We start from the raw sequence: 22,975 nt of genomic DNA, 5'->3' as shown, positions 1-22,975 counted from the left end.
CGGCCGGTAGATAATAGTACGAGCGTTCGGATTTTTTCGGCCAGAAGAAATCCTCTCTTACGCGAGGCATATTATTAATACTTCCGCAAAATCGATGAGCATGCGCAAAGGCGAGATGACGCGGGCCGCCATCCTCGACGTTGCGCTCGAGCTCGCCAGTCGCGACGGTCTCGAAGGCTTGACGATCGGCCTGCTGGCCGACCGCATGAACATGAGCAAATCGGGCGTGTTCGCGCACTTCGGTTCGCGCGAAGACCTGCAGATCGACGTGCTCAAGCTGTACCACCGCCGCTTCGAGCAGGAAGTCTTTTTCCCCAGCCTCAAGGAAGCGCGCGGCCTGCCGCGCCTGGAGGCGATGTTCAACCGCTGGCTCAAGCGCGTGTCGGTCGAGATCGCGTCCGGCTGCATCTATATCAGCGGCGCCGTCGAGTACGACGACCGTCCGGGCCCGATCCGCGAAGAACTCGTGGCCATGGTCCGCACGTGGCAGGGTGCCCTGCTGCGCTGCGCCCAACAGGCGATCGAGATCGGCGACCTGAAGACGGGCACGGACCCCGAGCAACTCGTGTACGAGATGTACGGCCTCGTGCTGGCGGTGCACCACGATGCGCGCTTCCTGCGCATTCCGGGCGCCGTCGACCGCGCGCACCGCGGCTTCGCGCGCCTGGTCGAAGATTACCGCAACCCCAACAAGCAAAGCAGCCAGGCGGATACCGTCCGCGCTCAGTAATTCAACACAAAATATTCACCTGTCAGGAGAACAACCATGGGTCAGTACGTCGCGCCACTTCGGGATATGCAGTTCGTTCTGCACGAGTTCCTCAACGTCACCGAAGAATTCAAGAACCTGCCGGCGTACCAGGAGATCGACGCCGACATCATCAACCAGGTGCTGGAAGAGGGCGCGAAATTCACGCAGGAAGTGCTGTTCCCGCTGAACCACAGCGGCGACCGCGAAGGCTGCCACTACGACGCCGCCACCAAGGCCGTCACCACGCCCAAGGGTTTCAGGGAAGCGTATAAACAGTACGTGGAAGGCGGCTGGGCGGCGCTGGCCTGCGATCCGGAATACGGCGGCCAGGGCCTGCCGGTCTCGCTGAACAACTCGTTCTACGAGATGCTGAACTCCTCGAACCAGGCATGGACCATGTACCCGGGCCTGTCGCACGGCGCGTACGAGTGCCTGAAGGAACACGGCACCGACGACCAGAAGAAGTTCTACCTGCCGAAACTGGTGTCCGGCGAATGGACCGGCACGATGTGCCTGACCGAAGCCCATTGCGGCACCGACCTGGGCCTGCTGCGCACCAAGGCCGAACCGCAGGCCGACGGCACCTACAGCATCACCGGCTCGAAGATCTTCATCTCGGCCGGCGAGCACGACATGTCGGAAAACATCGTCCACCTGGTGCTGGCCCGCCTGCCGGACGCGCCGGAAGGCTCGAAAGGCATCTCGCTGTTCCTCGTGCCGAAGTTCCTGCCGAACGCCGACGGTTCGGTCGGTGCCCGTAACGGCATCACGTGCGGCGCCATCGAGGAAAAGATGGGCATCCACGGCAACTCGACCTGCCAGATGAACCTGGACGGCGCCATCGGCACCCTGATCGGCCAGCCGCACAAGGGCCTGAACGCGATGTTCGTGTTCATGAACGCGGCCCGCCTGGGCGTCGGCATGCAGTCGCTGGGCCTGACCGAAGTCGCGTACCAGAACGCGCTGGTGTATGCGAAAGACCGCATCCAGATGCGCAGCCTGTCGGGCCCGAAGGCGCCCGACAAGCCGGCCGACCCGATCATCGTCCATCCGGACGTGCGCCGCATGCTGCTGACCGCCAAGGCCTATGCCGAAGGCGCGCGCGCCCTGACGTCGTACGTCGCGCTGCAGATCGACCGCGAACTGAACCACCCGGACGAAGCGGTCCGCAAGGAAGCCGCGGACGAAGTCGCCCTGCTGACCCCGATCGTCAAGGCCTTCATCACCGACAACGGCTGGATCGCCACGTCGGAAGCGATGCAGGTGTACGGCGGCCACGGCTACATCGCCGAGTGGGGCATGGAGCAGTACGTGCGCGACGCCCGCATCAACATGATCTACGAAGGCACCAACACCATCCAATCGCTGGACCTGCTGGGCCGTAAGATCCTGATGGACAACGGCGCCAAGCTGCGCGCGTTCGGCGAGAAGGTCAAGGCGTTCGTCGAAGAGAACGGCCTCGATGAGCAGATGGCCGAATTCGTGAGCCCGCTGGGCGAACTGGGCGAGAAGGTCGGCAAGCTGACGATGGAAATCGGCATGAAGGCCTTCCAGAACCAGGACGAAGTGGGCGCCGCCGCCGTGCCTTACCTGCGCGTCGTGGGCCACATGGTGTTCTCGTACTTCTTCGCGCAGATGGCGAAGATCGCGCTGGCCAAGAAGGATTCGGGCGACAAGTTCTACGAATCGAAACTGGCGACCGCACGCTTCTACTTCGCCCGCCTGTACCCGGAAACCGCGATGCTGATCCGCCAGGCACGTTCGGGCGCTTCGAACCTGCTGGCGCTGGACGCAGACCTGTTCTAAATACGCACCATCACACTTACCCGTCGTCCCCGCGCAGGCGGGGATCCAAGTTCCGCGCAGTGTCTGCGTATGCAATCTTGGGTTCCCGCCTCCGCGGGAACGACGACTAATCAAAGGATAACGAGTATGTCCAACTTCATCGTCAAGAAAGTCGCCGTCCTGGGCGCCGGCGTGATGGGCGCGCAGATCGCTGCGCACTGCGTCAACGCCAAGGTCCCGGTCGTGCTGTTCGACCTGCCGGCCAAAGAGGGCAATAAAAACGGTATCGTTTTGAAGGCCATCGAGAACCTGAAAAAACTGTCGCCGGCCCCGCTGGGCAACAAGGACGACGCCGCGCTGATCGAAGTCGCCAACTACGAGGACAACCTCGACGTGCTGGCCGGCTGCGACCTGATCATCGAAGCCATCGCCGAGCGCATGGACTGGAAGCACGACCTGTACAAGAAGGTCGCGCCGCACATCGGCGCCAACGCCATCTTCGCGTCGAACACGTCGGGCCTGTCGATCGAGAAGCTGGCCGAAGGCTTCGACGCCGAGCTGAAGTCGCGCTTCTGCGGCGTGCACTTCTTCAACCCGCCGCGCTACATGCACCTGGTCGAACTGATCCCGACCGCGGCCACGAAACCGGAAATCCTCGACCAGCTCGAGACGTTCCTGACGTCGACCCTGGGCAAGGGCGTCGTGCGTGCGAAAGACACGCCGAACTTCATCGCCAACCGCGTCGGCATCTTCGGCATGCTGGCCACGATCCACGAAGCCGAGAAGTTCGGCCTCTCCGTCGACGTGGTCGACGACCTCACCGGCGCGAAGCTGGGCCGCGCCAAGTCGGGCACGTTCCGCACGGCGGACGTCGTCGGCCTGGACACGATGGGCCACGTCATCAAGACGATGCAGGACAACCTGAAGGACGACCCGTTCTTCAGCGTCTACAAGACCCCGGACGTGCTGGCCAAGCTGATCGAAAAGGGCGCGCTGGGCCAGAAGACCGGCGGCGGCTTTTACAAGAAGGTCGGCAAGGAGATCATGCGCCTGGACTTCGCGAGCGGCGAATACGTGCCGGGCGGCGCCAAGGCCGCCGACATCGTCGCGCGCATCCTGAAAGAAAAGGACCCGGTCAAGAAATTCAAGGCAATGCGCGAGTCGACCAACCCGCAGGCGCAGTTCCTGTGGGCGATCTTCCGCGACGCGTTCCACTACATCGCGTTCCACCTCGACTCGATCGCCGACAACGCGCGCGACGTCGACTTCGCGATGCGCTGGGGCTTCGGCTGGAGCGTCGGCCCGTTCGAGACGTGGCAGGCCGCCGGCTGGAACACCATCGCCCAGTGGGTCAAGGAAGACATCGAGGCCGGCAAGGCCCTGACCGATGCGCCGCTCCCTGGCTGGGTGTTCAGCGCCCCGGTCGCGGAGAAGGGCGTGCACACGCCTGAAGGTTCCTACTCCGTCACCAAGAACGCGTTCGTAGCACGGTCGGACCTGCCGGTGTATCAACGCCAGCAGTTCCGCGCACCGGTCGTGGGTAGCGGCGGCGACGATCCGAAGACTGCCGGCACCACCGTGTTCGAAGACGACTCCGTGCGCCTGTGGCACTCGGGCGACGAAGTGCTCGTCATCTCGCTGAAGACGAAGATGCACGTGATCGGCGACGGCGTCATCAAGGGCATCAGGCGCGCGCTGGACGAAGCCGAGAAGGGCTACAAGGGCATCGTGATCTGGAGCGCCGATGCGGCCGAAGGCGGCGCGTTCTCGGCCGGCGCCGACCTGCAATCGGCCCTGCCGGCCTTCATGGCGGGCGGCGCGAAAGCGATGGACCCGATCGTCAAGGAACTGCAGGACACGTTCATGGCGATGAAATACTCGAACATCCCGGTCGTGGCCGCGGTGGCCGGCCTGGCGCTGGGCGGTGGCTGCGAAATGGCGCTGCACGCGTCGAAGCGCGTGGCGGCCATCGAGTCGTACATCGGCCTCGTGGAAGTGGGCGTCGGCCTGGTGCCGGCCGGCGGCGGCCTGAAGGAAGCCGCGGTGCGCGCCGCCAACGAATCGAAGGGCAACGACATCCTGCAATTCCTGAAGACCGGTTTCACCAACGCGGCCACCGCGCAGGTGTCGAAATCGGCCCTGGAGGCGAAGGCGATGGGTTACCTGAAGGACGACGACATCATCGTCTTCAACCCGTACGAGCTGCTGCACGTGGCGAAGGTCACCGCGCGTTCGATGTTCGATGCGGGCTACCGCGCGCCGCTGCGCCGTCCGGTGACCGTGACCGGCCGCTACGGCTGGGCGACGATCCGCGGCCAGCTGGTCAACATGCGCGACGGCGGTTTCATTTCGGCGTATGACTACCAGCTGGGCGACACGATCGCGGAGATCGTCTCCGGCGGCGACGTCGACCAGGGCAGCGTCGTGTCCGAGCAGTGGCTGCTCGACATGGAGCGCCGCGCATTCGTCGCGCTGCTGAACAATCCGAAGACCCAGGAACGCATCATGGGCATGATGCAGACCGGTAAACCAGTGCGTAACTGATCGCGGCGCGGACAACAAGGACTACTGACATGAGCAAACAACTTCAAGACGCATACATCGTCGCGGCGACCCGTACCCCGATCGGCAAGGCGCCGCGCGGCTTCTTCAACAAGACCCGTCCGGACGACCTGCTGGTGCACGCGATCCGCGGCGCGATGGCCGCCGTGCCGAACCTGGACCCGGCGCTGATCGTCGACGCCATCGTCGGCTGCTCGTTCCCGGAAGCGGAGCAGGGCTTCAACGTGGCCCGTAACGCCGTCGTGCTGGCCGGCCTGCCGAACACCGTCGGCGGCGTGACCGTCAACCGCTACTGCGCCTCGGGCATCACCGCCCTGGCCATGGCCGCGGACCGCATCCGCGTCGGCGAGGCCGACGTCATGATCGCCGGCGGCGTCGAGTCGATGTCGATGGTGCCGATGATGGGCCACCACCCGTCGATCAACATGGAGACCTTCAAGGACGAGAACGTGGGCCTGGCCTACGGCATGGGCCTGACGGCCGAGAAGGTCGCCCAGCAGTGGAAGGTGTCGCGCGAAGACCAGGATGCGTTCGGCCTGGAATCGCACCGCCGCGCCATCGCCGCCCAGCAGGCCGGCCTGTTCAAGGACGAGATCACCCCGGTCGAAATCGTCACCCGCACGCCGGACCTGGCGAGCGGCGAGATCAAGGTCAAGCGCCGCACCGTCGACCTGGACGAAGGCCCGCGCGCCGACGCCAGCATGGAAGGCATGGCGAAGCTGAAGCCGGTGTTCGCCGCCAAGGGCAGCGTGACGGCCGCGACGTCGTCGCAGATGTCGGACGGCGCGGGTGCGCTGATCGTCGTCAGCGAGAAGATCCTGCGCGAACACAACCTGACCCCGCTGGCCAAGTTCTCGTCGTTCGCCGTGCGCGGCGTGCCGCCGGAGATCATGGGCATCGGCCCGAAGGTCGCGATTCCCGCGGCGCTGGCCGCCGCCGGCCTCACGCAGGACCAGCTGGACTGGATCGAACTGAACGAAGCCTTCGCGGCACAGGCACTGGCCGTGATCCGCGACCTGGGCCTGGACACCAGCAAGGTGAACCCGATGGGCGGCGCGATCGCCCTGGGCCACCCGCTGGGCGCGACCGGTGCGATCCGCGCCGCGACCGTCGTCCACGCCCTGCGCCGCAACAACCTGAAGTACGGCATGGTCACCATGTGCGTCGGCGCCGGCATGGGCGCGGCGGGCATCATCGAACGCGTGTAATCCACACGGCGTGAACGGAAGGGTGGGTGCGGCACAACCGTTCCCACCCTTTTTTATATGAATAAGCGAGACACCGAATGGACATCCTGACCACCACCGCCGACGGCATCCTCACCCTCGAATTCAACCGCCCGGACCGCAAGAACGCGATCACGGGCGCCATGTACACCACGCTGGCGGACGCGCTGCGCGCCGCCGACGCCGACCCGCAAGTCCGCGCCATCCTCATCACGGGCAAGCCCGAGATCTTCACGGCCGGTAACGACCTCGAAGACTTCCTGCACAACGTGGGCGAAGGCGCGATGACGGCATCGCGTCCCGTGTTCCAGTTCATGCAGGCGCTGGAAGGCTGCACCAAGCCGGTGGTCGCGGCCGTCGCCGGCGCCGCCGTCGGCATCGGCACGACCATGCTGATGCACTGCGACCTCGTCTACTGCGCCGACACCGCGAAATTCTCGATGCCGTTCAGCCAGCTGGGCCTGTGCCCGGAATTCGCGTCGTCGCTGCTCGTCGCGCAGTCCGCCGGCTACACGCGCGCGGCGGAAAAGCTGATGCTCGGCGAAGCGTTCGGCGCCCAGGAAGCGTTCGAGATGGGCATCGTGGCCCGCGTGCTGCCGGCGGCCGAGCTGCTGTCGTTCGTGCACGGCCAGGCCGCCAAGCTGGTGAAGCTGCCGGCCGCGTCGATCCGCGCCACCAAGGCCCTCATGAAGCGTTCGCGCGCGGCGCTGGTGAAAGACACCATCGCGGCGGAGAACGAGCGCTTCAGCGCGATGCTGACCGGCGCCGAGGCGAAGGAAGCCTTTACGGCGTTCTTCCAGAAGCGCAAGCCGGATTTCAGCAAGTTCGACTGAGCCGCTTCACGCGGACACCGGTTCGGCGACCGGTCCCGCGGCCGTGTCGCGGATGACGAACCCCGCGGCTTCGATCGCCGCCCGCAACGCGTCCGCGTCGGTCCAGCGTTTTTCCGCGCGCGCCCGAGTGCGTGCGTCGAGCAGTTCCAGCACGGCATCCGGCACGGTAGGCGTGTCGGGACGCCACTCGTCCAACCCGAGACCGAGCGCCTCGTCCAGCCAGCGCAGCGTTGCCTTCTGCACGTCGCCGGGCAGGACGGATTTCAGCGTTTCCCACGCCAGCGCCAGCGCACGGGGCGTGTTCAGGTCGTCGTTCAGCACCGCCAGCATCCGTTCCCGCATCGCCGCGTCAGCCGTGCCGCCCGGAGGCAGCCGATGATAAGCGCGCCGCAAACGCCCCAGCGCCGTCTGCGCGGCGTCGAGCGCCGCCCATGAAAACACCAGCTTCGACCGGTAGTGGGCGGTCAACGCGAGGTAGCGGTAGGCCAGCGGATCGACGCCGCGCTCCAGCAGCGTGTCGAGCCGGATGAAGCTGCCGTCGGACTTCGACATCTTGTCGCTGTCCTGCAGCCGCAGGAATGCGCCATGCAGCCAGTAGCGGGCCGGCGGATGGCCGTGGCAGGCTTCGTGCTGGGCGATCCCGTTCGAGTGATGGACCGGCACGTGATCCTCGCCGCCGATGTGGATGTCGAACAGCGCGCCCAGGTAGCGTGTCGACATGGCGGAGCACTCGATGTGCCAGCCGGGGAAGCCGCGGCCCCACGGGCTGTCCCATTCCATCTGGCGCCGTTCGGCGCCGCTGAATTTCCACAGCGCGAAGTCGGTCGGCGCGCGTTTTTCGCCGAGGTCCACGCGGTGCCCGGCCTGCAGTCCGGCGATGTCGAGCCGCGCCAGGTGGCCGTAGCGTTCCAGGCGCGCCGTGTCGAAATAGATGCCGTCCGACGTCCGGTACGTAAAACCCTCGCGCTCGATCGCGGCGATGAAGTCGATCTGCTCGGGAATGTGGTCGGTCGCGCGCGCCCACACGGTCGGCGCGAGGATGCGCAGGCGCTCCAGGTCGCGCTGGAAGGCCTGCGTGAAGTGGGCCGCGATGTCCCATGCGGTGCGTCCGGTGCGGCGGCTGCCCTTTTCCATCTTGTCTTCGCCGCTGTCGGCATCGGAGGTCAGGTGGCCGACGTCCGTGATGTTGACGACATGCCGGACCTCGAAGCCGTTCAGCCGGAGCACGCGCCTGAGCGTGTCCCCGAACAGGTAGGTGCGCAGGTTGCCGATGTGGGCGTAGTCGTACACGGTGGGACCGCACGCATACAGGCCGGCGCGGCCGGGTTCCAGGCTCGTGAAAGGGCGCACGCGCCGCTCGTAGGTGTCATACAGCATCAACGCCATCGGGGCTCCAAAAACAAAAAAGCCACAGGAGACGGTTCTCGCTGTGGCCATAGAAACTGTGGATGTGAAAACGCAATCGGCAGGCTTCTAGGGCCGCCGGCGACATGCTCCAAAGTGGATTGAGTGTTTACGCATGCGGCAAGTGTAGCATGTCGCCATGAACCTGCACCGTCTCGACCTCGTCTCGCTTTCCCTGTTCAGCCAGGTGGTACGCTCCGGCAGCATCAGCAAGGGCGCGCTGCTGGCCAATCTCGCCGTCGGCGCGGCGAGCAAACGCATTTCCGATCTGGAGGCCGCGGTCGGCGCCGCCCTGTTCGAGCGCCATTCGCGCGGCATCACGCCCACCGCGGCCGGCCTGGCGCTGGCCCGGCACGCGCAGCGCATCCTCGGCGACGTGAACCTGCTCGCGGCCGAGCTCCACGACCACGCCAGCGGCATCGTCGGCGTGGCGCGGCTGTGGGCCAATACGTCGGCCATCACCCAGTTCCTGCCGGCCGACATCGCCGCCTTCGCCAAGGCCACGCCGGCGATCCGGATCGAACTGGCTGAACTCAACAGCGGCGAGATCGTGCTCGGCGTGCTCGAAGGACGCGCCGACATCGGCATCTTCGCCGACCGCACGCCGGCCCTCGGCCTGCACCTGATGCCGTATCGCGAAGACCGCCTCGTGCTGGTGGTCCCGGCCGGCCATCCGCTCGCGAAGCGGCGCAGCCTGCGCTTCGAGGAAGCGACCGATTTCGACGTCGTCAGCCTGTCGCAGGGCACGTCGCTGGCGCAGCGCCTGCAGGCCGAGACCGAAGCGATGGGACGGCGCCTGCGCGTGCGCATCCAGGTGCGCAGCTTCGACGCGATGTGCCAGATGGTGGCGGCCGGGCTGGGGGTGGCGGTGCTGCCGGCCGATGCGGTGCGCGCGCTGGTGCGCTCGCTGAGCCTGCGCCAGATTCCGCTCACGGACGGCTGGGCGCGGCGCCAGTTGCTGATCGGCGTGCGCGACCTCGAGAGCCTGCCGCGCGCCGCGCGCCAGCTGGTCGACCATCTCGCCGGGGGCAGGCCGCACTGAGCGGGCTTTCGCGAAACGCGAAAGCGGGGTTCGCACCTTGGTCATTCCGCGCCCGGGACGGTGCTGCCAGAATCGCATCCATCACGCCAGCAAGAGCGTGCGGGTCATTCGACGAATCCTATCCGGAGACAACACATGAGCAAGATTCTTTCCGCCGCGTCCGGCGCGGCCGACGTGGCCGTGCCCGACATGGCGCGGATCGTGGCGAAGGTGGCATGGCGCATCATGCCCCTCATCATGATCTGCTACCTGTTCGCCTTTTTCGACCGCATCAACATCAGCTTCGCCAAGTTCGCCTTGCAGAGCAGCCTGTCGCTGTCCGACACCGCGTACGGCCTGGGTGCCGGCCTGTTCTCGGTCGGCTACGTCCTGTTCGAAGTCCCCAGCAACATGATGCTGTACAAGGTCGGCGCGCGGCGCTGGATCGCGCGCATCATGGTGTCGTGGGGCATCGCCACCGCGCTGATGGCGCTGGTCCAGACCGAATGGCAGTTCTATGCGCTGCGCTTCCTGATCGGCGCCATGGAAGCCGGCTTCGCGCCCGGCGTGCTGTACTTCCTGACCTTGTGGTTCCCCACCGCCTACCGCGGCCGCATCACGTCGATGCTGTTCCTCGCCTCCGCGTTTTCCGGCCTCGTCGGCGCGCCCGCCGCCGGCCTGGTGCTGGGGCACATGGACGGCGTGCTCGGCATGTCCGGCTGGCACTGGCTGTTCCTCGTGGGCGGCCTGCCGTGCATCGTGCTGGGTGCCGTCGTGTTCGTGGTGCTGAAGGACCGCGTCGAGGACGCGTCCTGGCTGGCGCCGCAGGAACGGTCGCTGCTGGCCGCGCGCATCGCCGAGCAGAGCCGGCAGATCGGCAGCCATTCGCTGCTGGGCGCCCTCAAGACGCCGGGCTTCCTCACGCTGGGCCTGGTCTACTTCCTGATCCAGGTGAGTTCCTACGGCCTGAACTTCTGGACGCCGCACATGATCCGCAGCGCCGGCACGACGAACCCGACCACCATCGGCCTGCTCACCGCCGTGCCCTACCTGTGCGGCGCGATCGCGATGGTGCTCGTGGGCCGGCTGTCGGACGCCAGCGGCGAGCGCCGGAAATTCGTGATCGGCCTCGTGCTGCTGGGCGCGGCGGGCTTTTGCGGCGCCGGCCTGTTCGACCACAGCCCGGGCCTGCTGGTGGCGGCCCTGGCGGTGATGGGCGCGGGTGTGGTAGCGTCGATCCCCGCGTTCTGGGCGCTGCCGCCGAAGCTCGTGACGGGGGCGGGCGCGGCGGGCGGCATCGCGCTGATCAATACGCTGGGACAGCTGGGCGGCATCGTCAGCCCGGTGATGGTCGGCCGCGTCAAGGACGTCACCGGCAGCACGACGCCGGCGCTGTACGTGATCGCGGCCCTGAGCGTGGCGTGCGCAGCGATCCTGGCGTTCGGCATGCCCGAACGGCTGCGCCGGCGCGAACACTCCGACAACTGACGAGGACAATATGAGCATGACGGCTGCAAGCACGATGTCCGCCACGGCCCTGCAGGGCGTGCGCGTGATCGAGATGGGACAATTGATCGCCGGCCCGTTCGCCGGCAAGACGCTGGGCGAATTCGGCGCCGACGTGATCAAGATCGAGGCGCCGGGCGCGGGCGATCCGCTGCGCAACTGGCGCATGATGAAGGACGGCACGTCCGTGTGGTGGCAGGTCCAGTCGCGCAACAAGCGCTCGCTCGCCCTCGACCTGAGGAGCGAGGAGGGGCAGGACATCGCGCGCAAGCTGATCGCCGAGGCCGACGTGCTGATCGAAAATTTCCGCCCCGGCACCCTGGAAGGCTGGGGCATGGGCTGGGACGTGCTGTCCGAACTGAACCCGGGCCTCGTGATGCTGCGCATCTCGGGCTATGGCCAGACGGGGCCCTACCGCGACCTGCCTGGCTTCGGCATGATCGGCGAAGCGATGGGCGGCCTGCGCCACCTGACCGGCGAGCCGGGACGGGTGCCGGTGCGCTGCGGCATCTCGATCGGCGACACGCTGGCCGCGCTGCACGGCACCATCGGGGTCTTGAGCGCGCTGTACCACCGCAAGGTCAACGGCGGGAAAGGGCAGGTGATCGACGTTGCGCTGCATGAAGCCGTGTTCAATGTGATGGAAAGCCTGATCCCCGAATACAGCGCGTTCGGCGCCGTGCGCGAGGCTGCCGGCAGCGCGCTGCCGGGCATCGCGCCGTCGAACGCCTACCGCTGTGTCGACGGCTATGTGCTGGTCGCCGGCAACGGCGACAGCATTTTCAAGCGCCTGATGCAGGCGATCGGCCGGCCCGACCTGGGCGACGCGCCCGACCTGGCGAACAACGCCGGCCGCGTCGCGCGCGTGGACGAGATCGACGCCGCCATCGGCGCCTGGACCTCGGACCGTACCGTGGCCGATGTAATGGACCTGCTCGGCGCGGCGAAGGTCCCGGCCGGCAAGGTCTACACGGCCAGGGACATCGCCGAGGACCCGCATTACCGGGCGCGCGACATGATCCTCACCCAGCAGACGCGCGAAGGCTACGAGGTCGAGGTGCCGGGCATCGTGCCGAAACTGATGGGCACCCCGGGCAGCGTGCGCTCGGCCGCGCCGCGGCTGGGCGAGGACACGGACGCCGTGCTGCGCGAGATCGGCCTCACCGACGACCAGATCGCAGCGCTGCGGGCGCGCAAGGTGGTCGCATGAGCGCTTTCATCGGCAGCGGCCGCCGCATCCACATCCAGGAAGTGGGCCTGCGCGACGGCCTGCAGGCCGAATGCCGCTTCGTGCCGACGGCCGACAAGATCGCGCTGGCCGACACGCTGGCGGACGCGGGCCTCGCCAAGATCGAGGCCAGCTCCTTCGTGTCGCCGAAGGCCGTGCCCGTGCTGGCCGACGCGGCCGAGGTGTTCGCGGGCATCGCGCGCCGTCCCGGCGTGGTGCTCAGCGCCCTCGTGCCGAACCTGCGCGGGGCCGAGCGCGCCGTCGCGGCCGGTGTCGACGAGATGAACCTCGTCATGTCGGCCAGCGAAAGCCATAACCTGTCCAACCTGCGCATGACGCGCGCGGCTTCCTTCGCCGGTCTTGCCGACGTGGCCGCGCTGGCGCGGCGCCACGGCATCCGCGTCAACGTGTCGCTGTCGTGCAGCTTCGGCTGTCCGATGGAAGGCGACGTGGCGCAGCAGCAAGTGCTGGACTGGTGCGCGCGCTTCGTCGACGACGTGAATGTGCAGGGCATCACGCTGTGCGACACCACCGGCATGGCCTATCCGACGCAGGTGCGCGCGCTCACGGAGGCCGTACGCGCGCGCTGGCCCGGCATCGAACTGACGCTGCACTTCCATAACACGCGCGGCATGGGCCTGGCCAACGTGCTGGCCGCGATCGACGCCGGCGCCGAGCGTTTCGACGCATCCCTCGGCGGCATCGGCGGCTGCCCCTATGCGCCCGGCGCGACCGGCAATGTGTGCACGGAAGAAGTCGTGCATGCGCTCGAACTGATGGGCTACGACACCGGCGTCGACCTGGCCCTGCTGCTGCGCGCCGCGATGCGCCTGCAGGAACTGGTCGGCCACGACGTGCCCAGCCAGATCGTCAAGGCGGGGCGGCGCCTGGACCTGCATCCGCGCCCGTCCGCGCAAGCCGTCGCCTGATCGCGCCGGTCAGCGCAGCACCGCCTCGCAGCGCGCGATGTCGGTCCGCCCGTGCCCGGCCACGACCTCGGCGCCATACACGGGCAGCTCGAGATACGCCCGTTCCGTCGCGCGCACGGCCAGCACGTACGCCTGGCGCACCGTCTTGTGGCGCAGGACGATGCGTGCCACGTAGGCCGGCGCCAGCACGCGCTGGGCCTTGCGCCTGCCCAGGTCGAGATAGCCGAACTGCAGGGTCGCCGATTCCACCAGGCCGCCCGCGATTTCGCGCTGGCCGAGCAGGGTGCCCAGCTGCGCCACGATCTGGCGCGCGCCCTGTTGCGGTTCGATGACGGCTGCGCGGTCCAGCACTTCGCCGTTCGCGGGCCGCACCTGCACGGACAGCGTGTCGAGGCGGCCGTCGCCGGCGAGCCGCAGTGCCGCCGACGCGGCGCCCAGCACGGGGATGCCGCCGGCGTACTGGCGCCAGGCGCCCAGGGCGCGGAACAGCGTCGTCGCGGACGCCTGGCCGGTCGGGTCGGCGCCCTGGCCGCGCGTGCGGAACAGGCGTTCGAAGCGGAGTTCTCCGTTCGGGCCGGCCCAGTCGGACAGGGCCAGCTTGCGCGCGCGTTCCTCGACGAGGCGTTGCAGGGCGTCGCGCTCCGCCTCGCGCGCGAACGGGCTCTCCGCCGGGGCGAGGCCGGACACGTAGCGCAAGGCGCCGGACGCGTGGTAGACCATGGCGCGCGCGCCGTCCGGCAGGTAGATCACCGTGTGGTCGTCGCGCTGCTGCCAGGTGCCGCCATTGTCGTGCGGGCAGTCGCCATGCTCCGCCAATTGCGCGACGAAGCGCCGGGCGCGGGCCTGCAGTTGTTCCTGTGTCGGCGCCTGCAGCAGCAGGACGTCCGCCTGGTCGGGGATGCGGGCGTCGGCGCAGGCGCCGGCCAATGTGTGCAGCAGGGTGTGATCGTTCATGGTTCAGCCCTCCGTCCAGTACCACAGCAGGCAGGCCTGTTGGGCCGGCGCCAGGTCCGGGGTCACGGTGCCGTGGCCCCACAGGTGATCGCGGTTGATGGCGCTGAGCTCCCAGCGGATGGCGCCATCGTTCCAGGTGGCGGCGTCGCCCACGCAGACGGTGATCGGGTGGTTGTCGACCCACCAGTCCGAGACCCCGTCGTGCCAGGCGTGCGACACGGTGTCGCCGTGGACGAGGTTGTCGCCCACGTCGTCGCCGCATTCGTCCGTCGTGATGCCGTCCCACATCAGGTCCCACGCGCCGCAATAGATGTGCATGCGCGCGAAGATGTTCCACAGGCCGGTGACGGTGGGCAGCGCGGCCGTGTCGCAGGAATAGGCCATCACCCATTCGTTGTTCCAGTCCTCGCCCAGCTGCCAGCGCGAGGAGTTGGCATACCACTCGGTGACGGGCGTGTCGTACAGCAGCACGGCGTGGCCGCCGTCGTCGTGGTTGCCGTGGGTCTCGATCCAGAACAGGTCGACGTCGTCGGCCCAGTGGCGGTCGTCGCCGCCCTGGTCGCTGTCGCGGATGTCGGTCTCCCAGACATCCGTATTGGCCCAGTAGAACGCGCGCGTGTGGCCGGCGCCGCGCAGTTTATTGTCCAGGCCATTACTTCGATTGAATGTGTACGTGAGGTCGCCCGCCGTGTCCACGTGCGCCGCGCGCGCGTGGCTGAAATAGCGGATCGCTTCGACACCGAACCGTGCCATGACTGTCTCCTTGGTGATGCCGGTTGCATGAATGCCGGCGCAGCCCATGTACGGTAGCGGTACGCGACCGGCGCCGGCCTGCTCTGCATCAGTCGTGCATGCGCACGGCCTTGACGCGGCGCGGGTACGTGCCGTGCAGAGTCGCATATGGATGACGCGAAGAATCATTGCAGCGGGATGGCGGCGCGCGCGGGCGCGGGGATGCGCTACAGTGGGAGGATGTCGCGAGAGGAGCCATCATGGAGTGTGAAATCAAACTGGCCGTGGACGCGGGCGGCGCCGCGCAGCTCAGGAAGTCCGCCGTGCTGCGCGAGCACGCCGTGTCCAGACCGCACGAAGAAGAGCACGTCGACCGCTATTTCGACACCGGCGGTTTCGACCTGTGGAAGCACGGCTTCGCCCTGCGCGTGCGCAGCGCCGGCGAGCGCCATGTGCAGACCCTGAAGGGCGGCGGCAGTGCCGTGGCCGGCCTGCACCGGCGCACCGAGCTGGAGGCCGAGATCCCGTCCGGGACGCCCGACCACGACCTGTTCGACAAGCAATTACGCGAAGCGTTGCCCGACCTGGCGCGCAGCCTGGACGGCCAGGCGCTGGCCGCCGAACCGGTGTTCGTCAACCGCACGAAGCGCACGACGTGGATGCTTGCCCTGCCGGACGGCACGCACGTCGAGTGCGCGCTGGACGTCGGCGAATTGCAGCGCGGCGAACGCACGACGCAGGTGCGCGAGCTGGAACTCGAAGTCAAGGACGGCGACCCGGCCTGCCTGTACGATCTGGCGCGCCGGGTGCACGAGGCGACGCCGGTCCGCATCGAGAACGTCAGCAAGGCCGAACGCGGCTATGCGCTGGCGACCGAGGACAAGGCGCATGCCGTCAAGGCCACGCCGGTGCCGCTGAAGCGCAAGGCCACGCTGGGCGACGCCCTCGGCGGCATCCTGCTCAACTGCCTGCAGCAGATGCAGGCCAACGAGGCGGGCGTGCTGGCGGGCGACGTCGAAAGCCTGCACCAGATGCGCGTGGGCCTGCGCCGCCTGCGCGCGGCCCAGGCGATGGTGCGGACCCTCGTGCACCTGCCGGACCCGCTGGCCGCCGACATCGAATGGCTCGCGGGCGAACTGGGCGACGCCCGCAACTGGGACGTGTTCCTCGAATCCGTGCTGCCCGGCCTGCCGCTGACGGAAGAACAGAAAGCGGCACTGGCGCGCGTGGAGGCGGCGGCGCGCGAAGAGGCCGGGCGCCATCGGGCACGCGTGCGCTCGGCCGTCGGCAGCCCGCGCTACACGACGCTGATGCTGGCGCTGGGCGGCTGGATCGCGGGCAAGGGCTGGCACCACACGACCGTGCCGACCGACCCGCTCGAGCAAAAGATCGCGAAGGCCGCGCCGCGGCTGGTGCAGCACGCCAGCGCGCGCGTGCGCAAGCGCGCCCGCGGCTTCGACCTCGAACGGCCGGAATGCCTGCACAAGGTGCGGATCGCGGCCAAGAAGGAGCGTTATGCGCGCGAGTTCTTCGCCGCGCTGTCGCACGACCGCAAGGCGACCAGGCGCCATGACCTCCTGAGCGGCATGCAGGACGAGCTGGGCGAGATCAACGATGCCTTCGTCGCGCGCACGCTGGTCGCCCGGTTGCGCGAGCGGGTGCCGCAGGAGGCGGGGCTGCTCGGCTTCATCGAGGGTGTGCTGGCGGCGCGCGCGCTCGCTGCGATGCCGCGCGCGCGCCGGCACGTCAAGAACCGGCTGCGCGACAAGGCGCGCTTCTGAGCGGGGCGGGGCGGGCCGTTACGCCTTCACGGCCAGGAATTCGCCTTTCCCGACCGGGACCAGGCTCGCCCTGAAGGCGCGATCGGCGCGCACGGCCGCCGTGAATGCGGCCATCTCTTGCGCGTGCGACGTCGCGTTGTCGACGACGAGCAGGCCGCCGGGACGCAGCACGCGGCGGATGTCGGGCCACCAGTCCAGGTAGGCGCTGCGGTTCGAATCGAGGAACAGCAGGTCGAACGAGGCGTCGAACAGGCTGGCCAGCATCGCGCCGGCATCGCCTTCCAGCAGCGTGATGCGGGTGTCCAGCCCCGCGCGCGCAAAATTGGCGCGCGCCATGTCGATCTTGCCGTGGGCCAGTTCGATCGTCGTGACGGCCCCGCCGACGTCCGCCACGGCATCGGCCAGCCACAGCGTGGAATAGCCGTTCGACGTGCCGATCTCGAGGATGCGGCGCGCCCCCGTCGCCTTGGCCAGCACGGCGAGGAACGCGCCGGTGTCCGGCGTGATGTTGAGCATGCGCGTGGCGCCGTTGGCGGGATCGCCGTCGTGCGCGGCGCCGAAGGCAGCCAGTTCGTCGAGCAGGGTCTTGAGGTGCGAATCCAACGTCAACTCCTATCGTGGGCGATCCCGTGATGATGCGCCAAAACGCCGCTCCCCATACCTCGCGAGATGTACAGGGAGCGACGAACCATGGAATTTGGTGCCGGTATGTTTCCCGACCGCCGGCGCCGGTAGGGCGGCCTTGCCGCCTTGTGCCCTTTTTCCCAGGAGCGATGCGTATTCTGACGGCCGAATATGACGCCGGTTTGACGTCCGTGTGACCGCACGGTGACGGCACCGTTACGGCGCGCCGGTCGCCACGACGCTGCCGCCCGCGGTCCCGGCCGCGGTCCCTGCCGGCAGCGCGCCGCCCCAGCGGCGCAGCAGGCCGGCGAGCGTGGACGTGCGCCTGTCCTCGGGCGTGAGGACGGCCACCGCGGTCCGCAGGGCCGTGTCGGCGCGCGTGCCGAACGTGCGCGTGGATTCCGACGGTTCGCGCGGCGCCTGCGCGCCGGCGTCCGGCGGCTGGGTCGCGGGCAGGTGCCGGGCGAGGTCCGCCTCGCGCAGCAGCAGGTCGTCGTCGGCCGCCGCGGCGGGCGCCGCGACGATGTCGGGCGTGATGCCGCGCGCCTGGATCTCGTGGCCGTCCGGCGTGAAATAGCGCGCCACCGTGAACTTGATGCCGCTGTCCTCGGTCAGCGGAATGACGGACTGGATCGAGCCCTTGCCGAACGTGCGCGTGCCGATCACGGTGGCGCGGTGCTGGTCCTGCAGGGCGCCCGTGACCAGTTCGGCCGCCGAGGCGGACGCGCCGTTCACGAGCACCGCCAGCGGCACGGTGCGGGTCCAGGCGGGCAGGCCGGCCAGCACGTCGGGCTGGCCGGGTGCGCGGTAGTAGCGCGCGTCGACGGTGACGGTGGCGTTGGCGCCCGGCTCGCGCCCGCGCGCCGAGAACAGCACGGTGCCCGGCTGCAGGAAGGCGCCGGCGACGGCCACGCCGGACGACACCAGGCCGCCCGGATCGTTGCGCAGGTCCAGGATCAGGCCGCGCGGCGCGTCCTTGCCGTCCAGCTTTTTCAGGGCCGCCGCCAGGTCGGCCGCCGTGGCGCCGCCGAATTCCGCGACGCGGATCCAGGCCAGGCCGGGCGCCGCCATGCGCACGTGCACCGTGTCGCTATGCAGGTCGGCGCGCGTGATGCGCAGCGTCTCGATCTTGTTGCGGCGCGCGACGCCGATGGCGACGACCGTCCCCGGCGCGCCATGCATGCGCCGGGCGACGTCGTCGTTCGACATGCCGGAGACGGGGGCGTTGTCCACGGCGACGATCACGTCGCCGGCCCGGATGCCGGCCCGTTCGGCCGGGCTGCCCTCGGTGGCGGCGACGACGCGCAACCGGTCGCGGTTGCCTTCGACCTCGATGCCGATGCCCACGTACTGGCCGCTGTTCTCGCGGCCGACGTCGCGCATGGCGTCCTTGTCCAGGTAGCGCGAGTGGGCGTCGAGCGCGGCCAGCATGCCGGACAGGGCGCCGTCGAACAGTGTCCTGTCGTCGGTCGGGCCGACGTAGTTCCGCTTGATCATCGCATACGCGTCCAGCAGGCGTTCCACTTCGGCCTGCGGCAGCTTGAGCGCCGGGCGCGCGGCCGGAGCGGCCGGCGCCTCCGGCTCCGTGGCGTGCACGAAGGGCGCGCAGGCCAGGAAGAGGGCGCCGGAGACGGCGAGCGCGGTGCGTTTCATGGTGATCCTTTCGTCGATTCGTTCATGGAATTCTGGCGCGCCGGCGTGTTAAGCGCCGTTAAACCCGGGTAAATCGGCGTTAAGGAGTTGTAAGCGCCTGTATTGACGGACTTTTTTCTTTTCCTAGTGGCAAAAAGAAAAGATAATCGTTGCTTTACGGCCGGGTGGCCGCGACAGGAGAACGCCATGCAGGATCACGACGACGACCAGGATCGCAATGCGGACGACCGGCCCGCCAGTCCGGCGCGCCGCCGCATCTTCCAGGCCGCGGCGGCCGTGGGCCTGGGCGCGTCGGTGGCGCCGGCCAGCGAGGCGAAGCCGGCCCGGCGTGCAAAACCCGTCGCCGGGTCGCTGGACGCCAAGCTCAAGGCGCACGTGAAAAACGTCGTCGTGATCTACCTGGAAAACCGCAGCTTCAACAACCTGTTCGCCGACTTCCCCGGCCTCGCGCAGCCGCTGTCCGCGCTGCCCGCCAGCGCCGTCCTGCAGAAGGACCGCGACGGCAGCGTCCTGCCGGAACTGCCGAAGATCTGGGGCGGCATGGTGCCGGCGCGCCAGAACCTGGGCGGCAAGGATTACCTCATCAAGGAAGACGACATCCGGCATCTGCCGAACGCGCCGTTCAAGCTGGCGGATGCCGCCGGCAAGCCGTTGCCGGAAGGGATCGTCACGCGCGACCTGTGGCATCTGTTCTACCAGAACCAGATGCAGATCAACGGCGGCAGGAACGACGGCTTCGTCGCCTGGGCCGACAGCGGCGCGCTGACGATGGGGCGTTACGGCGAGACGTCGAAGACGCTGGGCCTGTGGCAGATCGCGCGCGAGTTCACGCTGTGCGACAACTTCTTCATGGGCGCGTTCGGCGGCTCCTACCTGAACCATCAGTTCCTGATCAGCGGCCGCGTGCCCGAATTCTTTGATGCCGCATCCACCCCGGCCGCGGCGAAGATCGCCGTGCTGGACGACGGTCCGACGGGATATCGCCTGGCGACCGCACCGGATTCGCCCAGGTCGGCGTTGGACGGCAAACCGACATTCGTCAACAACGGCGCCATCACGCCGGACGGCTACGCGGTCAACACGATGGCGCCGCCGTACCAGCCGAGCTGGGTGCGGCCGGCGCCGGGCGGCGACGCGCAACTGGCCGATCCGCACGACCCCGCCGTGCTGCCGCCGCAGACGTATCGAACGATCGGCGACCTGCTGTCCGAACGGGGCGTCACCTGGGCGTGGTATGCGGGCGCCTGGCAGGCGGCGCTGGACGGCCGCGGCGAAGGCGAGCGTCCGAACTTCCAGTTCCACCACCAGCCCTTCAATTACTTCAGGCAGTTCGGACCCGGCACCGCGGCGCGCGCCGCGCACCTGCGCGACGGCGGCCTGGGCGACAGCCCGATCTCGAACCGGTTCATCGCCGACGCCATCGCCGGCAAGCTGCCGGCCGTGACGTTCTACAAGCCGCAGGGGAACCTGAACCTGCACGCAGGCTACTCGGACGTCGAATCCGGCGACGCCCACGTGGCCAACGTGATCGAGCACCTCAAGAAGTCGCCGCAGTGGAAGGACATGGTCATCGTCATCGCCTTCGACGAGAACGGCGGCTGGTGGGACCACGTGGCGCCGCCGAAGGGCGACCGCTGGGGGCCGGGTTCGCGCATTCCGGCCATCGTCGTCTCGCCGTTCGCGAAGAGGGGCGCGGTCGACCACAATTTCTACGACACGACGTCGATCCTGCGCTTCATTTCGCGCCTGCACGGGCTGCCGCTGCTGGAAGGCCTGGCCGCGCGCAACGCGGCGTTCGCGGCGCGCGGGGCGCGTCCGCCGGGCGACCTGACGGGGGCGCTGAGCTTCCGCTGACGGTCGCCCGTTCTTCGCATATCGATAAAACTTTCCTGTTGGCTAACGCGCGCTGTTCAAGAAAACACGGCGATACACTGTGCCGGCCGTTGTCATTTGAATACGAGCTTGCGCACGGCTTGTCCCCGCCAGGCGCCAACTTCATAACAGAGTTCAGGAGAGCAAAATGCAGAAGAATAAAACGTTGCAAGCACTGCTGGCCGTCGCGGCAGTGGCAGCCATGTTCAGCGCCGTCGGCGTGCAGGCGCAGACGGCGGTCAGCCAGACCCCCAGCCAGACCGGCACCAGCAGCGTCGGCAAGCAGAACACGTCCGGCAAGACCACCCGCGAAGGCACCATCGACAACAGCAACAGCACCGGCATGGAAAACCGCGTCAAGCAGACGAACGGCATGGGTTCCTCGGGCATGGCCGGCCACAGCGCCGCCAGCCCGAGCATGGGCGCCAGCGGCGCCGGCCAGTCGGCGGCGGGCACCGGCGCCAAGCTGAGCGCGTCCGACGAAAAAATTCTCAAGGATATGGCGATGGCCGACATGGCCGAAGTCGAAGGCGGCAAGCTGGCCCAGAGCAAGAGCCAGAACGGCGACGTGAAGTCGTTCGCGCAGCAGATGATCGACGATCACACGTCGAACCTGAACGACGTGAAGGCCCTGGCCCAGGCACGCGGCGTGACCTTGCCGACCGAGCCGGACGCCAAGCACAAGGCCATGGCCGCCAAGCTGGAAAAGATGAGCGGCGACGCCTTCGACAAGGCGTACATGAAGCAGGCCGGCGTGCAGGATCACAAGGCCGTCCACGCCAAGCTGATGGCCGCGGCCAAGAAGGCCAAGGACCCGGAACTGAAGGCCCTGGTCGAGAAGACCGAGCCGGTGGTCGCGCAACACCTGAAATCGGCCGAGCAAATGCCGATGGCCAAGTCGGGCACGACGTCCGGCAAGTGATGCCTGCCTGAGATGTAGCGAGGCACACCAGCGCCGCGCCCGTCCGCGCGGCGTTGGTGTTATTCCATTGCCTGCAGCACCCGTGCCCGGTCCCCGGTACTGCGGTTCTGGCTCAGCTTGAATTTCGCTTCCAGCCGCTCGATGGCGATCTCGATGCCGACGGTCGTCCGCACGAGCTTGTCGATGTAGTCGCGCGGCGCATCCTCCACCTGCCAGCCGGCGCGGGCATCTTCGTGACGTCGCGTCATCCGCGTCATCTGGCCCAGGACCCAGGCCGGGTCCTCGATCGCGCGCAACCGCCCGTGCGCATGCACGACGGCGTAATTCCACGTCGGCACGGCGCGGCCGCCGGCTGCCTCCAGGTCGTACAGCAGCGGCGACACATAGCGGGATGTACCCTGGAACAGCACGAGTACCGGCGCGCCGTCCGCTTGCCAGAGGGGATTCGCGCGCGCCACGTGGGCCCGCAGCAGGCCATGCGGCGCGGCGTCGGACGGCGGCGCCAGCTCGAACGGGATGTGGTCGGCCTGCAAGCCGCCGTCACCGGCAAGCACCAGCGCGCCCAGCGGGTGCGCGGCGATGAGCGCCAGCATGTCGGCTTGCGAGCCGGCCGTGAAATGCGTCGGCACGTACATTATTCGAATCCCTCCACGACGATGTCTCCCTTCAGCGAATTGGCGATGTAGCAGCGCGCGTGCGCCTCGTGGTGCAGCTCGGCCAGCGCGGCGCGGTCGGGCTGGCGCGCGCCGCCGAACGCGATGGCCGGGCGCAGCAGGATGCGCGTGAAGGCCATGCGGCCGCCGGCGTCGAGGTCGAGCGTGCCGACGGCGTGGTCGTCGTAGCGCTCGACGACGTAGCCGCGCGCGGCCGCCAGCGACAAAAAGAACAGCATGTGGCAGCTGGCGGCGGCCGCGACGAGCGCTTCCTCCGGATCGACGGCGGCCGGATCGGACAGCGGCACGGGCACGGACTGCGGCGAGGACGAGGCGGGCACGTCCAGGCCGCCGTCGAAGCGCCAGCGGTGCGCGCGGCTGTAGCGCTGGTCGGTGAAAGCCTGGTCGCCGCGCTGCCAGGCCAGGGTGGCTTCGAATCGTTTCATCGTATCCCCGTGTGTGAACGAGTCTCCATCTTAGGGTGCCAGGTGGCTTGCTCAAATGACCAATTATTGCGAAGATGGGCGTACCAATCACGA

The 22,975-nt window shown here is 68.1% G+C and carries 19 protein-coding genes; 12 read left to right on the top strand and 7 right to left on the bottom strand.

What is annotated here, in order from left to right; translation table 11 throughout:
- Positions 1-100 precede the first annotated feature (100 nt).
- From ASC93_RS24520 to ASC93_RS24500, 5 genes are all read left to right on the top strand, one after another.
- On the top strand, positions 101-730 hold the full coding sequence (locus tag ASC93_RS24520; protein ID WP_056448845.1) for a TetR/AcrR family transcriptional regulator: 630 nt from the start codon (positions 101-103) through the stop codon (positions 728-730).
- A 36-nt stretch (positions 731-766) separates the two neighbouring features.
- Positions 767-2,557 (top strand): acyl-CoA dehydrogenase C-terminal domain-containing protein, encoded by a 1,791-nt coding sequence (locus ASC93_RS24515; RefSeq protein ID WP_056448842.1) that lies wholly within the window; start codon positions 767-769, stop codon positions 2,555-2,557.
- Between the two features lie 126 nt (positions 2,558-2,683).
- Positions 2,684-5,080, top strand: coding sequence for a 3-hydroxyacyl-CoA dehydrogenase/enoyl-CoA hydratase family protein (locus ASC93_RS24510; RefSeq protein ID WP_056448839.1), 2,397 nt, complete (start codon positions 2,684-2,686; stop codon positions 5,078-5,080).
- A gap of 29 nt (positions 5,081-5,109) precedes the next feature.
- Complete coding sequence (locus ASC93_RS24505; RefSeq protein ID WP_056448836.1) at positions 5,110-6,306, top strand: acetyl-CoA C-acyltransferase; 1,197 nt, start codon at positions 5,110-5,112, stop codon at positions 6,304-6,306.
- A gap of 77 nt (positions 6,307-6,383) precedes the next feature.
- Entirely contained in the window at positions 6,384-7,157 is a 774-nt protein-coding gene (locus ASC93_RS24500; RefSeq protein WP_056448832.1) for an enoyl-CoA hydratase, read from the top strand.
- A gap of 6 nt (positions 7,158-7,163) precedes the next feature.
- Here the strand turns inward: ASC93_RS24500 and cysS are convergent, their stop codons facing one another.
- On the bottom strand, positions 7,164-8,543 hold the full coding sequence (gene cysS / locus ASC93_RS24495; RefSeq protein ID WP_056448829.1) for a cysteine--tRNA ligase: 1,380 nt from the start codon (positions 8,541-8,543) through the stop codon (positions 7,164-7,166).
- 157 nt (positions 8,544-8,700) lie between these two features.
- Here cysS and ASC93_RS24490 point away from each other — a divergent pair, with 157 nt between their 5' ends.
- From ASC93_RS24490 to ASC93_RS24475, 4 genes are all read left to right on the top strand, one after another.
- Positions 8,701-9,603 (top strand): LysR substrate-binding domain-containing protein, encoded by a 903-nt coding sequence (locus ASC93_RS24490; RefSeq protein ID WP_056448826.1) that lies wholly within the window; start codon positions 8,701-8,703, stop codon positions 9,601-9,603.
- 135 nt (positions 9,604-9,738) lie between these two features.
- Positions 9,739-11,070, top strand: a complete 1,332-nt coding sequence (locus tag ASC93_RS24485) for an MFS transporter (protein ID WP_056448822.1) — start codon at positions 9,739-9,741, stop codon at positions 11,068-11,070.
- Between the two features lie 16 nt (positions 11,071-11,086).
- Entirely contained in the window at positions 11,087-12,298 is a 1,212-nt protein-coding gene (locus ASC93_RS24480; RefSeq protein ID WP_056449224.1) for a CaiB/BaiF CoA-transferase family protein, read from the top strand.
- Entirely contained in the window at positions 12,295-13,245 is a 951-nt protein-coding gene (locus ASC93_RS24475; RefSeq protein ID WP_056448819.1) for a hydroxymethylglutaryl-CoA lyase, read from the top strand. Before ASC93_RS24480 ends, ASC93_RS24475 begins: the two co-directional genes overlap by 4 nt.
- A gap of 9 nt (positions 13,246-13,254) precedes the next feature.
- On the opposite strand, the gene ASC93_RS24470 is transcribed toward ASC93_RS24475, so the two are convergent.
- On the bottom strand, positions 13,255-14,199 hold the full coding sequence (locus ASC93_RS24470; RefSeq protein WP_056448816.1) for a hypothetical protein: 945 nt from the start codon (positions 14,197-14,199) through the stop codon (positions 13,255-13,257).
- 3 nt (positions 14,200-14,202) lie between these two features.
- On the bottom strand, positions 14,203-14,952 hold the full coding sequence (locus ASC93_RS24465) for a DUF6345 domain-containing protein (protein ID WP_056448813.1): 750 nt from the start codon (positions 14,950-14,952) through the stop codon (positions 14,203-14,205).
- Positions 14,953-15,191: 239 nt separating this feature from the next.
- Between ASC93_RS24465 and ASC93_RS24460 the strand changes: the two genes are divergently transcribed.
- Positions 15,192-16,712 (top strand): CYTH and CHAD domain-containing protein, encoded by a 1,521-nt coding sequence (locus ASC93_RS24460; RefSeq protein WP_056448810.1) that lies wholly within the window; start codon positions 15,192-15,194, stop codon positions 16,710-16,712.
- 18 nt (positions 16,713-16,730) lie between these two features.
- Here ASC93_RS24460 and ASC93_RS24455 read toward each other — a convergent pair whose 3' ends face one another.
- Positions 16,731-17,315, bottom strand: coding sequence for an O-methyltransferase (locus tag ASC93_RS24455; protein WP_056449221.1), 585 nt, complete (start codon positions 17,313-17,315; stop codon positions 16,731-16,733).
- A 237-nt stretch (positions 17,316-17,552) separates the two neighbouring features.
- Positions 17,553-18,989 (bottom strand): S41 family peptidase, encoded by a 1,437-nt coding sequence (locus ASC93_RS24450; protein ID WP_056448807.1) that lies wholly within the window; start codon positions 18,987-18,989, stop codon positions 17,553-17,555.
- 186 nt (positions 18,990-19,175) lie between these two features.
- On the opposite strand from ASC93_RS24450, the gene ASC93_RS24445 reads away from it, so the two are divergent.
- Complete coding sequence (locus ASC93_RS24445) at positions 19,176-20,843, top strand: acid phosphatase (protein ID WP_056448804.1); 1,668 nt, start codon at positions 19,176-19,178, stop codon at positions 20,841-20,843.
- Positions 20,844-21,009: 166 nt separating this feature from the next.
- Positions 21,010-21,783, top strand: a complete 774-nt coding sequence (locus tag ASC93_RS24440) for a DUF4142 domain-containing protein (RefSeq protein ID WP_056448801.1) — start codon at positions 21,010-21,012, stop codon at positions 21,781-21,783.
- 59 nt (positions 21,784-21,842) lie between these two features.
- On the opposite strand, the gene ASC93_RS24435 is transcribed toward ASC93_RS24440, so the two are convergent.
- Both ASC93_RS24435 and ASC93_RS24430 read right to left on the bottom strand, forming a co-directional pair.
- On the bottom strand, positions 21,843-22,418 hold the full coding sequence (locus ASC93_RS24435; protein ID WP_056448798.1) for an FMN-binding negative transcriptional regulator: 576 nt from the start codon (positions 22,416-22,418) through the stop codon (positions 21,843-21,845).
- Positions 22,418-22,882 carry an OsmC family protein gene (locus ASC93_RS24430; RefSeq protein ID WP_056448794.1) on the bottom strand — a complete coding sequence of 155 codons (465 nt, stop codon included), beginning with the start codon at positions 22,880-22,882 and terminating at the stop codon, positions 22,418-22,420. The genes ASC93_RS24435 and ASC93_RS24430 overlap by 1 nt, the downstream gene beginning before the upstream one ends.
- Between the last annotated feature and the right edge of the window lie 93 nt (positions 22,883-22,975).

This window comes from Massilia sp. Root335, assembly GCF_001425685.1.
GTDB classification, from domain to species: domain Bacteria; phylum Pseudomonadota; class Gammaproteobacteria; order Burkholderiales; family Burkholderiaceae_D; genus Telluria; species Telluria luteola.
The sequence above is the reverse complement of the archived record's forward strand: the minus strand, read 5'-3'. Positions and strand labels throughout refer to the sequence as shown.